Below are 14,199 nucleotides of genomic sequence, written 5' to 3' on the forward strand. Positions count from 1 at the left end.
CGACGCGCCGCGCGGGTCACCATCGGGTGTGACCCGCTTCGTCTTCAACACCGCCGCCACCCTCGACGGGTACCTCGCCGATCCCGACCACAGCCTGGCCTGGCTCTTCGCCGTCGACGGCGGGACGCCCGACGCCCCCGAGCACGCCGACGCGTTCACCGCGTTCCTCGGCTCGATCGGCGTCACGGTGCTGGGCTCCTCGACGTACGAGTGGCTGCTGCGCGAGACGCAGGCGCTCGAGAAGCCCGAGGCCTGGCCGGAGGCGATGTCCGGCAAGCCGGCGTTCCTGTTCACCTCGCGCGACCTGCCCGTGCCCGCGGGCGCCGACCTGACGGTCGTGTCGGGCGACGTCCGTGACCACCTCGATGCGATCCGCGAGCGCGCGGGCGACCTCGACGTCTGGGTCATGGGCGGCGGCGACCTCGTGGGCCAGTTCGACGACGCGGGCGCCCTCGACGAGCTGCAGGTCAGCGTCGCCCCGGCCACCCTCGGCGCCGGCTACCCCCTCCTCCCCCGCCGCCTCGGCCCCGACCGCCTCCGCCTCACCGACGTCGAGCGCCGCGGCCAGTTCGCGCACCTCACCTACGCCGTCTCGCGCGGGTGACGGTTTCCCCGGTTACGTGGGTTCCCTGTCACTTCCCGGGGGTTGCGAACCCCGGTCAGTGAGGGCAAACCCACGTAACCGGGGAAACCTCCGTAGCCTGAGCCCGTGACCAGCGTTGCGATCGCCGCCCCGAACACCGCCGCGGCGGACGCGGCGGAGCGGATCGTCCGGGCCGGCGGCAACGCGATCGACGCGGCCCTGGCCGCCGCGTTCGTGACGATGGTCAACGAGGTCGGACTCGTGTCGCCGAGCGCGGGTGGATTCCTGACGATCCAGCCGCCCGACGGCTCGGCGCCGGTGACCATCGACGGCTGGATGGACATGCCCGGACGCGACGTCCCCGACCGGCTCGGACAGGGCACGTGGGACGTGCACACCGAGTACGGCGGCGGCGTCACCGTGACGGTCGGCGCCGGCTCGGTCGCCACGCACGGCGCGATCGCGGCGTTCGGCGAGGCGCACCGCCGCTGGGGCCGGCTCCCGTGGGCCGAGCTGCTCGCCCCAGCGATCGACGTCGCCCGCGGCGGCTTCCGGCTCAGCGCCGCCTCGCGGTACTACCTCGAGTACGTGCACGAGACGATCTTCGGCTGGGACGAGGCGAGCCACGCGGCCGTCCACGACCAGCACGGCGGCGTCGCCGGCCACGACATCGTCGTGCCGCACCTCGCGGACTCCCTCCAGCGAATCGCGCGGCACGGCCCCCAGGAGCTCTACACCGGCGAGCTCGGCCACGCCGTCGCCGACGACGTCCTCGCGCGCGGCGGCATCCTCGGCCCCACCGACCTCGCCGCATACGAGCCGGTGGTCCGGCCCGCGCTCACCGCCCGCATGGAGGGCTGGACGCTCGGCACGAACCCGCCGCCGGCGATCGGTGGCGTGAGCGTCGCCGCGATGCTGCGGCTCATGGCCGGCCACGGTCTGGACGACACCGAGCACCTGATCCGCGTGCAGAGGCGGGTGCTCGGCGAGCGGCTGCGGGTCTTCGACCACACCGACGACCTCGAGCGCGACGCCGCCGCGTTCCTCGAACTCGTGGACCGCGACGGCCTGGCCGCCCTCGAGTCCGGCTCGACGGCGCACGTCTCCACCGCCGACGCGCAGGGCACGGCGTGCGCGGTGACGATCTCGTCCGGCTACAGCTCGGGCATGATCGCCCGCGAGACCGGCATCTGGCTCAACAACTGCCTCGGCGAGCAGGAGCTCAACCCGCGTGGCCTCCACGGCCTGCCGTTCGGCTCGCGCCTGCTGTCGAACATGGCGCCCACGGTGGGCCGTCACGCGGACGGCGGCGTGCTGGCGATCGGCTCGCCCGGCGCCGACCGCATCACCACGGCGATCGTGCAGGCGCTCACCGGGCTCGTCGAGGACGGCCTCGGCCTGCAGGAGGCGATCGACCACCCGCGGATCCACGTGCACCGCGCGGCGACTCCGGACGAGGAGGTCAAGGTCGAGGACCCCGACGACCTCACGATGTACTTCGGCGGCGTCTCGGGCACCCTCGTCACCGCCGAGGGCGCGCTCGTCGCGGCGGCCGATCCCCGGCGCGACGGCGCCGTCCGCATCGTGTCCTGACGGACGCCCGCCACTACGCTGACCGGATGACCGCCTCGCTCGTCGACGAGCCCGTCGTCATCGCCCACCGCGGCGTCCCCGGATCGCGCCTGGAGCACACCCGACCCTCGTACCTGCTGGGGATCGAGGAGGGCGCCGACTACATCGAGCCCGACGTCGTGGCCACGAAGGACGGCGCGCTCGTCGTGCGGCACGAGAACGAGATCGGCGGCACCACCGACGTCGCCTCGCGCCCCGAGTTCGCCCACCTGCGCACCACGAAGTTCATCGACGGGGTGCCGCTCACGGGCTGGTTCACCGAGGACTTCACGCTCGAGGAGATCAGGACGCTGCGCACCCGCGAGCGCCTGCCGCAGCTGCGCCCGCAGAACCTCGTCCTCGAGGGGACCGAGCCGATCCTCACCCTCGACGAGGTCATCGACATCGCCGAGGCCGAGAACGCCCGGCGCGGCGCGGACGCCGACCCGATCGGCGTCTACGTCGAGACGAAGCACCCCACCTACTTCCGCGGGCTGGGGCTCGACCTCAACGACCGGCTGCTCGAGGTCCTCGACCGGCGCGGCCTCAACCGCGAGGGCGCGAAGGTTGTCATCCAGTCGATGGAGACCGCGAACCTCAAGGCGCTGCGCGACCGCACCCCCCTGCCTCTCGTGCAGCTGATGGAGCGCAAGGGCGGCCCCTACGACCTCGTCGCCACGTACGACCCGCGCGACTACGCGGCGCTCACCGCGCCCGCCGAGCTGGCGAGGATGGCCGAGTACGCCCAGGGCATCGGCCCGAACAAGAGCCTCGTCATCGCCCGCGACCGCCACCAGAACCTGCTCGACGAGACCGGCCTCGTGCACGACGCCCACGAGGCCGGTCTGTTCGTCCACGTCTGGACGATGCGCAACGAGAACAACTTCCTCCCGGTGCAGTGGCGCACGAGCCGGAACGAGGCCGACCCCGGCGACGCGACGGCCGAGCTGCTGGCCTTCTACGCCGCCGGGGTCGACGGGGTGTTCTCGGACTTCACACGGACGGCGGTGGCGGCGCGCTCGGCCCATCTGTCGTCGGCGGACCCCACACGTCGGGCGCCTGCGCCTGGGGCATGAGCAGCCACGCGGCGAGGTAGACCAGCAGCGTCGTGCCCACGCCCACCACGACCAGCACGATCGTGATGATGCGGATCAGCGTGGCGTCCACACCGGTGTACTCGGCCAGTCCGCCGCACACGCCGCCGAGCCACTTGTCCGTGGTGCTGCGGGCGAGCTTCTTGGGGCCCTGGTTCGGGTTCATGAGGTCCTCCTGAGGGTGAGGGCGATGCCGGCGATTCCGGCGACGATGAGGGTGACGAGTCCGGCGACGGCCAGGCCGTCGACGCTCGCGAGGTCGTAGGTCAGCAGGGCCCAGCCCACGAGGACGAGGGCGAACAGGACGCCGAAGACCAGCGCGTCCCAGCGCAGCGGATGGGTGTTCATCGTCGAGTCACCTCGATCTCGCCCGCCGTGCCGTTGATGACGATGCGATAGGCCCCGGGGGCAGCGGAGGGCCAGTCGATCGAGGGGCGCTGGCCGTCGGACACGCGGCCGAAGACCTCGATCCGACCGCCGGCGGACAGGGACGTCTCGACGTCCACGTCGAGGCCCTCGGGCACGATCACGGTGGTCTCTCCCATGCCGTTGTCGATCTCCAGCGTACGGCCGGAGAGGCTCTCGAGGTCCTGGATCGCGGTGAGGTCGACGCGCACCCGGCCGAAGCCCTGCTCGATGGGCTCGGCGACCGCGGCGGCCGTGACGGGCCGCAGGTCGATGTCGCCGGCCGACAGGTTCGGGGTCACCGAGGCGACCGCGAGGACGGGCAGGATCAGGACGCCGAGCGGCACCAGGGCGCCGGGGTGTCCGACCTTCGAGCCGACGAACAGGCCCACCGTGACGATGCCGAGCGCGACGGCCGGATAGATCGCGGCGTCGACCGGCTCCTGCGTGACTGACCAGAGGCCCAGCCCACCCAGGGCGACGAGGATCGCCGAGAGGGTCAGCAGCAGCAGCGCGGGCGACCAGCGCTCACGCGGCGGCCGCGGGGGCAGGACGGAGGCCGGCGGCGCACCGGGCGGAGGGGCGGGCGGACCGGGCTCGTCGAGCACGGTGGTCGGCTCGTCCTCGAGGACCGGGTCGCCCGTGGACACGGGGGTGGTCATGACGTCGTCTCCTGTCGAGAAGGCGGGGGTGGGATCGGTGGGGGCCGGGGCGGTGAACGCGTCGGGCCGGTAGGGCGGTGGCGGCGCGTAGGCCGGCGGCTTCGGCTGGCCGGGACTCACCTTGAGGCGCCACCAGATCACGACGGCGGCGACCGGCAGCGCGAACCAGATGAGGATCCACAGGGGCCACCAGAACCAGCCGCCGACGCCCCAGGCGGTGTCGCCGAGGACGGCGGCCAGCGCGATGACGCCGGCCACGATCAGCCCGACGGTGCGCAGCTGCGAGTCCGACTTGAGGTCGAGGGCCTGGCCGAGGACGCTGCGCTCGGACCCCTCGGCGGGGATCAGCAGCCAGCCGGCGAGGTAGAGGATCGGCCCGGCGAACCCGGCGACCGTGAGGACGACGAAGCCGATCCGCACGATGACGGGGTCGATGTCGAGCGCGCGGGCGATGCCGCCGGAAACGCCGCCGAGCAGCTTGTCTCCCGTGGTGCGCCGCATCGCGTCGAGCTGCGAGCCGGAGGTCGGTGTGGTCATGGCTCCAGCCTGCCCGGGGGTCGGGGTCCGCCACCATCGGGTGAACCCCTGGTCCTCCCCCGAGGCGCCTCCGGAGCGGACCGGGGTCGCACCTGATGGCGCCTGCGCGCGCCCGCGTGTGAGGGTGGTCCCATGACGACCGCTGCGCCCGACGCCGCCGGCGGCACCCGCCGCTCGGCCGACGGGTTCCGCCGGGCCTACCGCCCGGTGGACGCGCGCGTCGTCGCGGGCGTGAGCGCCGGACTGGCCGAGCACCTGCGGCTGCCGGTGGTGTGGGTGCGGGTGGGCTTCGTCCTGGCCACGTTCCTGCACGGCACGGGCCTGCTGGCCTACCTGCTGCTGTGGTGGTTCCTGCCCCTCCAGGCCCCGGTCGACGGCTCCCCCGGCCTGGAGTCCGCGCGCCGTCGCGGACTGCGCACGGGCTCGCGTGGGCCCTCGCGGCGCGACGTCGTGCAGAGCGCCGCGATCGGCGCCGTGGGCCTGGGCGTCCTGGGGCTCATCGCGCTGGGCGGCGGCTGGCTCGAGGGCTGGATGCTGCCGCTGCTGCTGGTGGTCACGGGCATCGCGGTGGTGTGGCGGATGTTCGACGACGCCGCGTGGAACTCGTGGCTGCGCCAGACCGAGGGGCCCGCGTTCGCGATGCGACTGCTCGTGGGCCTGGCGTTCATCGGCCTCGGCGCGATCTACATCCTCACCGTCAACCGCGGCTGGTCCGCGGCCGTGGACTTCTTCGCCGCGCTGGCTATCGCCGTCGTCGGCCTGAGCCTGATCCTCGGGCCGTGGATCCTCGGCCTCTGGACCGACCTCGGCGCCGAGCGGCGCGAGCGCATCCGCTCGCAGGAGCGCGCCGACGTGGCCGCCCACCTGCACGACTCCGTGCTCCAGACCCTGGCCCTGCTGCAGAAGAACGCCGACGACCCCGCCACCGTGGCCACGCTGGCCCGCCGCCAGGAGCGCGAGCTGCGCGACTGGCTCTACGGCCGTCAGGACGACACCGCCACCTTCGCCACCGCCCTGCGCGACCTCGCCGCCGAGGTCGAGGCCAACCACCGCGTCCCGGTGGAGGTCGTCACGGTCGGCGACGCCGCGCCCGACGACGGCCTCCGCGCGCTGCTCGCCGCCACCGGCGAGGCCGTGGTGAACGCCGCGAAGCACTCCGGCGCGAGCCGGGTGGACGTGTACGCCGAGCGGGTCTCGAACGGCTCGGGCGACCGCATGGAGGTCTTCGTCCGCGACCGCGGCACGGGCTTCGACCCCGACGCGGTCCCCGGCGACCGGCTCGGCGTCAAGAACTCGATCATCGGCCGCGCCGAGCGCCACGGCGGCACCGCGCGCGTCCGCAGCACCCCCGAGGACGGCACGGAGGTCGCCCTCACGATGCCGGTCTCGCCCGGCGACAAGGAGAGCGCATGACCGTCCTGTCCGTGCTGGTCGTCGACGACCACGCGATGTTCCGCACCGGCGTCCGGGCCGAGCTCGAGCGGCTCGGCAGCGGGCGCGTCGAGGTCGTCGGCGAGGCCGAGGACGTCGACACCGCCGTCGCCGCGATCTCCGACCTGCGTCCCGACGTCGTGCTGCTCGACGTGCACCTGCCCGGCGGGGGTGGCCCCGAGGTCATCCGGCGGGCGGGCGCGTCCACCACGTTCCTGGCGCTGTCGGTCAGCGACGCCGCCGAGGACGTCATCGGCGTGATCCGCGCCGGCGCGCGCGGCTACGTCACCAAGAACATCTCGGCGCCCGAGCTGCTCGACGCGATCGACCGGGTCGCCGGCGGCGACGCCGTGTTCAGCCCGCGGCTGGCCGGGTTCGTTCTCGACGCCTTCGCCGGCACGATCGCCGTCGCCCAGGTCGACGAGGACCTCGACCGCCTCACCGAGCGCGAGCGCGAGGTCATGCGGCTCATCGCCCGCGGCTACGCGTACAAGGAGGTCGCGAAGGAGCTCTTCATCTCCGTCAAGACCGTCGAGACCCACGTCTCGAGCGTGCTGCGCAAGCTCCAGCTCTCCAGCCGCCACGAGCTGACCCGCTGGGCCAACGACCGCCGTCTCATCTGACCGCCCCTCCGCCGCCTCTCTCCACTTTTGGAGCGGGATGAACCGTTCCCGCGCCGGAAAGCGTGCAACCCGTTCCAAAAGTGGAGCAGGGGGCCGGTGTCGCCTCAGGGCAGCGTGATCCGCAGGAACTCGGGGCGGTAGAGGCTCGGGTCGGCCTGGACGTCGCCGTCCTTGGTGTTGCGGCTGACCGAGACGACCATCGTGCCCTTCTCGGGGAACAGCTGCGGGTGCGCGAGGGGCATGTAGCGCAGCTCGGAGGCCGTCGAGGGGATCTTCGCCCCCGGAGGCGCCGGGGTGAACGGTCCGGTGGGACCCGGCGCGGTCCAGACCACGAGGTCGGTGCCGACGAAGTCCGCGCGCTTGCTCAGGGCGTACCAGCGCTTGCCCTCACGGAACACCGAGAACGTCTGCGAGACGCCGTCGTCCTGGCCGATGAGCTGCGCGGCCTGCTTCTCGTCGCGCTGCCACCGCTCGCCGTCCCAGTAGCGCCACTTCGACTGGTCGACGACGTCCACCAGCTTGGCCTTCGCGACCGACACCGCCCAACCGAAGCCGCCGTCGCTCGTGCGGCTGGTGCCGTAGAGGTAGACGGAGTCGCCGACGACCGTGGCGGCCGCGCCCCACACGGGCCGGCGCGTGTCGGGGTCGTCCTTGCCGAGGTCGACCACGCGCTGGAGCACCGGCGCCCGCCCGGGCTCGACCTGGAAGATCGCCACGGCGGGTCCGAGGTTCTGAAACCCGAAGAGGTCGTCGCCGGTCTGCTCGACCCGCTGGGCCATCACCCCGACGAGGTCGCGCCCGAGATCGACCGCGGCCACCGACATCGGCCAGTACCCGACCCCGTCGGCCCGGTCGGGGATCACCGCGTCGCGGTCGCGGCGCTGCACCAGACCCGCGCACGTCTTGTCGAAGATCAGCATCGAGTTCCGCACCATCGTGCGGCTCGAGTAGTCCGTCCGCCGGACCGTGTCGCCGAAGACGAAGAGCCCGCGGCCGTCGGCCAGGAACGTGCTGGCGCCCACGTCGCCGCCGACGAAGCCGTCGACGTCGCTGACGCTCTCGATGCGCTCGTTGAGCTCCTTGACGTTCGTCGGCGTCGAGGTCGTCTGGCACGTGACGGTGACGGGAGGGTCGAGGTCGGTCGCGGTGAACGCGGGCAGCGCGGGCGTCACGACGAGGATGCCGGTGAGGACGAACGCGCCGATCGCGGCCCCGACGGGATGTGCGCGCAGCGACGGGTGCAGGTCGCGCAGGGCCCGCCGCGGCTCGACCGCCGTGGCCGCCACCGAGGTCGCGGTGAGGCCGATCATCGTCCAGAGCATCATCATCAGCAGGACCCGCTCGACGTCGACGCCGTCGAAGTACGCCAGCCCGCGGACGGCCCACGTGGCCGCGCCGGGCGGCAGCCAGGCCAGCAGCGTGGGCCACACCACCGGCATCGGCGTCAGCGGCCAGGCACCGATCGCGCCGGGGATGCCGATCACCAGGCCGACGATCGCCAGCGCCAGCCCGAGTCGGCCGAACCACGCGATCAACGCGAGGGTCATCGAGCCGACCCCGAGGACGACGAGGGCGCCCAGGCCCGCGAGCGCGAGGAACGGTGCATCGATGCGACGCACCACGACCTCGCTGAGGAACGCGCCGCCCAGCCCGGCGACGACGGCACCGGCCGCGAGCCCCGCGAACCGCACCACCACGAGCGACGCCGACGCCGACCGGGCGCCGAACACGAGGCCCAGCAGCGCCGCGAACGCGACGCCGAGGATCGCCCACGCCGTCCCGAGCCGGAACGGTCCGACGCCGCGGGGGTCGCGCTCGGCCACGGGGATCCGGTCGACGACGCGCACGGTCTGCCCGCTGACGGCCAGCGTGCGGGACACGACCTTCTCGACCTTCTCGGCCTCGGCCGTGCCGCCGCCGCTGGCGACCCAGAGCTCGTGGTCGGCGCCGTCGCCCATCACGACCACGGCACTGATCGCACGGTCGCGCAGGCTCGCCTCCGCGGCCTGCTTCGAGGGGCTGACCCGGGCGGCGACCTCGTGCTCGCTCGGCCCGTTGAGCGCGTCGCGCATCGTGGCGGCGTCGGGATCGGGGCCGACGACCGCGACGGGGATCTCGCGCGGGGCGGCCTGGGTGAGGCCCGGCAGCTCGGACGCCGGGTCGACCCGGACCAGCACGGCGGTCAGGATCATGGCGATGACGAAGCCGGCCGCGGTGAGCCCCACTCCGCGCTGGCGCATGTCGGACACGGTAGCGCGGCGCGGCGCCATGGCCGTCCTCGAGGCGTGCCCACTCCCACCCACGCTGTCGGAGCGCGCGACTAGGCTGGATCCTGCGATGACCCTGCCATTCCCCGTGCCCTCCGCCCGTCCGCCACGTCCCGGCCCGGGCGATCCCGACGCCCCCTCGCCGAAGCGGCGCACCGCCCGCTCCGACGAGCTCCTCGAGGGACTCAACGACGCCCAGCGCACGGCCGTCTCGCACACCGGGGGCCCGCTGCTCGTGGTCGCCGGCGCCGGCTCGGGCAAGACCCGCGTGCTCACCCGTCGCATCGCGTGGCTCATCGCGGCCCGCGGCGCCCACCCCGGCTCGATCCTGGCCATCACCTTCACCAACAAGGCCGCGGCCGAGATGCGCGAGCGCGTCGCCGACCTCGTGGGTGGCCGCGCGCGGATGATGTGGGTCTCCACCTTCCACTCCGCGTGCGTGCGGATCCTGCGCCGCGAGGCCGAGAAGTTCAGCTACACCTCGTCGTTCAGCATCTACGACGCCGCCGACTCGCGCCGCCTCATGACGCTCGTGGTCAAGGACCTCGACCTCGACCCCAAGAAGGTCAACCCGCGCGCGGTCCTCAACTGGGTCTCGAACCACAAGAACGAGCTCGTCGACCACGAGGAGGCCGCCAAGCGCGCCTCGAACGGCACCGACGAGACCTACGCGCAGTGCTACGCCGAGTACCAGCGCCGGCTGCGCGCGGCCAACGCGATGGACTTCGACGACCTCATCATGAACACGGTCCACCTGTTCCAGGCCTGGCCCGAGGTCCGCGAGACCTACCGCCGCCGCTTCCGGCACGTGCTGGTCGACGAGTACCAGGACACCAACCACGCCCAGTACAGCCTCATCAAGGAGCTGTGCGACGAGGACTCCGACCTCATGGTGGTGGGCGACTCCGACCAGTCGATCTATGCCTTCCGCGGCGCCACGATCCGCAACATCCTCGAGTTCGAGGACGACTTCCCCGACGCCGACACCGTCCTGCTCGAGCAGAACTACCGCTCCACGCAGAACATCCTCGCGGCCGCCAACGGCGTCATCAGCCGCAACCCGGCGCGCCAGGACAAGAAGCTGTGGTCCGCCGAGGGCGACGGCGAGCTGCTGGTCGGCTACGTCGGCGACGACGAGCGCGACGAGGCCCAGTTCATCGCCGACGAGATCGACCGGCTCTCCGACCAGGGCATCGCCGCGGCCCGCGACGTGGCGGTCTTCTACCGCACCAACGCGCAGAGCCGCGTGTTCGAGGAGGTCTTCATCCGCGTCGGCCTGCCCTACCGCGTCGTCGGCGGCGTGCGCTTCTACGAGCGCAAGGAGGTCAAGGACGCGCTGGCCTACCTGCGCGTGCTCGTGAATCCGCGCGACGCCGTGTCGCTGCGACGCGTGCTCAACGAGCCCAAGCGCGGCATCGGCGACCGGGCCGAGGGCGCTCTCGAGCGCTTCGCCTCGCGCCACGACGTCAGCTTCTGGGAGGCGATGACCCGGGTCGACGAGATCGACGAGCTCGCCACCCGTTCGCGCACCTCGATCTCCTCCTTCGCGCAGGTCATGTCCGAGCTGATGGAGCTCGCCGCGTCCGGCGCCCCTGCCGACGCCGTGCTCGAGGCCGCCCTGACCAAGTCGGGCTACCTCACCGTGCTGGAGAACAGCACCGACCCGCAGGACGAGACCCGCGTGGAGAACCTCGCCGAGCTCGTCGCCGTGGCGCGCGAGTTCGTCGCCTCGGCCGCCACCCTCGACGAGGGCGAGGAGCCCGACGACGGTGTCGTGCTGGCGGCGGGCTCGCTCGACGCGTTCCTCGAGCAGGTCGCGCTCGTCGCCGACGCCGACTCGGTGCCCGACGCCGACGACGGCGTCGTCACCCTGATGACCCTGCACACGGCCAAGGGCCTGGAGTTCCCGGTCGTGTTCCTCACCGGACTCGAGGACGGGGTCTTCCCGCACCTGCGCTCCCTCGGCGACCCCGCCGAGCTCCAGGAAGAGCGCCGGCTGGCCTACGTCGGCATCACCCGCGCCCGTGAGCGCCTCTACCTCACCCGCGCCACGGTGCGCTCGGCGTGGGGCGCCCCCTCGTACAACCCGGCGTCGCGGTTCCTCGACGAGATCCCGCCCACCCTCATCGACTGGAAGCGCGAGGCCAGCGCGCCCACCCAGTGGGCTCCGCGCACCCCGGCGGCCTCGTTCCGCACCTCCACGGTCGCCGCGCGCTCGAGGAAGAAGTCCACGGGCGAGGTCGTCTCGCTCTCGCCGGGCGACCGCGTCACCCACGACAGCTTCGGACTCGGCACCGTGGTCACGGTCGAGGGCACGGGCCAGAACTCCGTGGCCAGCGTCGACTTCGGGTCGGCGGGCGTCAAGCGCCTCCTGCTGCGCTACGCGCCCCTCGAGAAGCTCTGACCATCCCGACGTGAACGACGAGAGCCCCCGGCCAGGCCGGGGGCTCTCGTCTGTCGCTGGGTGCTGACGGGTGTCAGGGGGTGACGCCGTGGGCGACGAGCGCCGCGTACGGGTCGGCCGGACCGCCGCCGGCCGGGTGCACCTCGAGGTGCAGGTGCGGGCCGGTGACGTTGCCGGTGGAGCCGGTGGCGCCGATGACGTCACCGGGCGCGACCTGCTGGCCGACGCTGACCGAGACCGAGCTCTGGTGGCAGTACCAGATCTCGGTGCCGTCGGCGAGGGTGATGATCGTGCGGTTGCCGTAGGCGCCCTCGTAGCCGGTCGAGGTGACCGTGCCGGCCGCGATCGCGACGAGGGTCGAGCCCGACGGACCGGCGAAGTCCAGGCCGGTGTGACGGCCGCTGCTCCAGTAGCCGCCGCCCTGGCCGAAGCGCGCCGTGAGGCGGTAGCCGACGACCGGGATGACCCACTGGTTGCGGACGATCTCGTCCTGGCGCTTCTCGGCCGACTTCTCGTAGCCGGCCCGCTGCTCGGCGAGCGCCTTCTGGACCTGCTGGGCCTGCATCGGCTTCTGGATCGCGAGCTCGCGGTCGTAGCTGCGCGAGACGTCCACCGCGTTGGTGGCGTTCGCGCCGACGTAGTTCTTGGCCAGCGCGGCGTCGGCGCCGGCGAGCAGGCCCGGCGACGTGACGCTGATCGAGCCGACGGCGGCGATCACCATGGCTGCGACGCCGGCGAGCAGCCGGGTGCGGCCCGTGGCCGCGGCCGCGCGACGCGCACGACGCGCGCCGGGGATGCGGCCCTCGGGGATCGCGCCGATCGCGGGGAACACGATGGTGTCCTCGGCGGGAACGGCGGTCGCCGGCTCGGGGAGCGCGGCGGCGGGAATCGGGTTACGGTCGACGGGAGCGGCCGCGCGACGCGAGCCGGGCACCGGGGTGGGCTGCTTCGCACGGCGGCCCACGCTGTAGGTCTGCGAGGTCGACTGCGGGCTCACGGCCTGCATGACGACGGTCGAGTCGGAGTCGTGCTCCACCGGCGCCTTCGCGCGCCGGGAGCCGACGGTCCGGGGTGCCTCGGGCGCATCCGGGGTCGACCGACCGCTCGCTCGGGAGCGATCGAATTCGGCCATACGTGAAGCCTCCGGGGGTCAGGCAAACGGACTCGCCGAGTCTAGGGGAACCCCGGGTCCCGATTCCAACCCTTTGTCGAAGTGACTCACGGTTCGGACACGGATAGCAGAGGAAACTCATGCCCGCACCCCGGTCGAGAGGCCCCGTGTTTCAACTCACGTTTACGCAACCCACGCCGAGGCACCCCTCTGCTGGCAGGTAGAGTCGCGAGGGCTTCGGCGACGTCGCGTCCACGGCGCCCGCCGAACCACAGCGAATCCCACCATTAAGGACGTCACCGTGGATCTGATGGAGTATCAGGCGAAGGAGCTCTTCGCCAAGCACAACGTTGCGACGACCCTCGGCACCGTGGTCACCACGGCCGAGGAGGCCAAGGCCGCCGCCGAGCAGATGGGCGGCGTGACCGTCATCAAGGCGCAGGTCAAGGCCGGAGGCCGCGGCAAGGCGGGCGGCGTGAAGATCGCCAAGACCGCGGACGAGGCCTTCGAGCACGCCTCGAACATCCTCGGCATGGAAATCAAGGGCCTCACGGTCAACCGCGTGCTCGTCACGCCGGCGACCCCGCCCGTCGAGGAGTACTACTTCTCCTTCCTGCTCGACCGCGCGAACCGCAGCTACCTGTGCATCGCGAGCGTCGAGGGCGGCGTCGAGATCGAGGAGGTCGCCAAGACCAACCCCGAGGCCGTCCGCCAGATCCCCGTCGACGCCGGCACCGGCGTGGACGAGGCGAAGGCCCGCGAGATCGTCGCCGACGCGAAGTTCCCGGCCGAGCTGGCCGACCAGGCCGTCGAGATGATCCAGGCCCTGTGGAAGGTCTTCGTCGAGGAGGACGCCACGCTCGTCGAGGTCAACCCGCTGGCGCGCCTCGAGGGCGACAAGCTGGAGGCCCTGGACGGCAAGGTCTCGCTCGACGAGAACGCCGACTTCCGTCACCCCGAGCACGAGGCGTTCGTGGACAACGACGCCACCGACCCGCTCGAGGTCAAGGCCAAGTCGAAGGGCCTGAACTACGTCAAGCTCGACGGCCAGGTCGGCATCATCGGCAACGGCGCCGGGCTCGTCATGAGCACGCTCGACGTCGTCGCGTACGCCGGTGAGGCCCACGGCGGCGTCAAGCCCGCCAACTTCCTGGACATCGGCGGCGGCGCCTCGGCGCAGGTCATGGCCGACGGCCTGGACGTCATCCTCCACGACCCGCAGGTCAAGAGCGTCTTCGTGAACGTCTTCGGCGGCATCACCTCGTGTGACGCGGTCGCGAACGGCATCAAGGGTGCGCTGGAGATCCTGGGCGACGAGGCCAAGAAGCCGCTCGTCGTGCGCCTCGACGGCAACAAGGTCGAGGAAGGCCGCGCGATCCTCAACGAACTGAACCACCCGCTGGTCACGCTCGTCGACACCATGGACGGTGCCGCCGACAAGGCCGCCGAGCTCGCGAACGCGTAAGGACGA

At 72.5% G+C, this 14,199-nt stretch carries 12 protein-coding genes; 7 read left to right on the forward strand and 5 right to left on the reverse strand.

All coding sequences use genetic code 11. From position 1 onward, the window contains the following. Positions 1–28 precede the first annotated feature (28 nt). From ACK99Q_RS01565 to ACK99Q_RS01575, 3 genes are all read left to right on the forward strand, one after another. Positions 29–604 carry a dihydrofolate reductase family protein gene (locus ACK99Q_RS01565; RefSeq protein WP_410184498.1) on the forward strand — a complete coding sequence of 192 codons (576 nt, stop codon included), beginning with the start codon at positions 29–31 and terminating at the stop codon, positions 602–604. Between the two features lie 105 nt (positions 605–709). Then, positions 710–2,176 carry a gamma-glutamyltransferase gene (locus tag ACK99Q_RS01570; protein ID WP_410184499.1) on the forward strand — a complete coding sequence of 489 codons (1,467 nt, stop codon included), beginning with the start codon at positions 710–712 and terminating at the stop codon, positions 2,174–2,176. 26 nt (positions 2,177–2,202) lie between these two features. After that, on the forward strand, positions 2,203–3,270 hold the full coding sequence (locus ACK99Q_RS01575; protein ID WP_410184500.1) for a glycerophosphodiester phosphodiesterase: 1,068 nt from the start codon (positions 2,203–2,205) through the stop codon (positions 3,268–3,270). On the opposite strand, the gene ACK99Q_RS01580 is transcribed toward ACK99Q_RS01575, so the two are convergent. Genes ACK99Q_RS01580 through ACK99Q_RS01590 form a run of 3 tightly spaced genes read right to left on the reverse strand, consistent with a single transcriptional unit; the run spans position 3,188 to position 4,892 of the window. Continuing rightward, entirely contained in the window at positions 3,188–3,454 is a 267-nt protein-coding gene (locus tag ACK99Q_RS01580) for a PspC domain-containing protein (protein ID WP_179426328.1), read from the reverse strand. The two genes, ACK99Q_RS01575 and ACK99Q_RS01580, sit on opposite strands and share 83 nt — an antisense overlap. Next, complete coding sequence (locus ACK99Q_RS01585; RefSeq protein WP_410184501.1) at positions 3,451–3,636, reverse strand: hypothetical protein; 186 nt, start codon at positions 3,634–3,636, stop codon at positions 3,451–3,453. Before ACK99Q_RS01585 ends, ACK99Q_RS01580 begins: the two co-directional genes overlap by 4 nt. Next, positions 3,633–4,892: a PspC domain-containing protein gene (locus ACK99Q_RS01590; protein WP_410184502.1), complete on the reverse strand. Its 1,260-nt coding sequence runs from the start codon at positions 4,890–4,892 to the stop codon at positions 3,633–3,635. Before ACK99Q_RS01590 ends, ACK99Q_RS01585 begins: the two co-directional genes overlap by 4 nt. Positions 4,893–5,024: 132 nt before the next feature. Here ACK99Q_RS01590 and ACK99Q_RS01595 point away from each other — a divergent pair, with 132 nt between their 5' ends. Then, positions 5,025–6,305 carry a PspC domain-containing protein gene (locus tag ACK99Q_RS01595; protein ID WP_410184503.1) on the forward strand — a complete coding sequence of 427 codons (1,281 nt, stop codon included), beginning with the start codon at positions 5,025–5,027 and terminating at the stop codon, positions 6,303–6,305. Further along, on the forward strand, positions 6,302–6,946 hold the full coding sequence (locus tag ACK99Q_RS01600) for a LuxR C-terminal-related transcriptional regulator (RefSeq protein WP_179426336.1): 645 nt from the start codon (positions 6,302–6,304) through the stop codon (positions 6,944–6,946). Before ACK99Q_RS01595 ends, ACK99Q_RS01600 begins: the two co-directional genes overlap by 4 nt. Positions 6,947–7,050: 104 nt before the next feature. Here ACK99Q_RS01600 and ACK99Q_RS01605 read toward each other — a convergent pair whose 3' ends face one another. Continuing rightward, the gene (locus ACK99Q_RS01605; RefSeq protein WP_410184504.1) at positions 7,051–9,186 is read right to left on the reverse strand and encodes a hypothetical protein; all 2,136 of its coding nucleotides are present in this window, start codon (positions 9,184–9,186) and stop codon (positions 7,051–7,053) included. A 97-nt stretch (positions 9,187–9,283) separates the two neighbouring features. Here ACK99Q_RS01605 and pcrA point away from each other — a divergent pair, with 97 nt between their 5' ends. Next, complete coding sequence (gene pcrA, locus ACK99Q_RS01610) at positions 9,284–11,617, forward strand: DNA helicase PcrA (RefSeq protein WP_410184505.1); 2,334 nt, start codon at positions 9,284–9,286, stop codon at positions 11,615–11,617. A 73-nt stretch (positions 11,618–11,690) separates the two neighbouring features. Here the strand turns inward: pcrA and ACK99Q_RS01615 are convergent, their stop codons facing one another. After that, entirely contained in the window at positions 11,691–12,749 is a 1,059-nt protein-coding gene (locus tag ACK99Q_RS01615; protein WP_410184506.1) for a peptidoglycan DD-metalloendopeptidase family protein, read from the reverse strand. Positions 12,750–13,029: 280 nt separating this feature from the next. Between ACK99Q_RS01615 and sucC the strand changes: the two genes are divergently transcribed. After that, positions 13,030–14,193: an ADP-forming succinate--CoA ligase subunit beta gene (gene sucC, locus ACK99Q_RS01620; RefSeq protein WP_410184507.1), complete on the forward strand. Its 1,164-nt coding sequence runs from the start codon at positions 13,030–13,032 to the stop codon at positions 14,191–14,193. The last annotated feature ends 6 nt before the right edge of the window (positions 14,194–14,199 follow it).

Origin of the sequence: Aeromicrobium sp. MLTX1, assembly GCF_046452335.1 — a bacterium.
In the GTDB taxonomy this organism is placed as follows: Bacteria; Actinomycetota; Actinomycetes; order Propionibacteriales; family Nocardioidaceae; genus Aeromicrobium.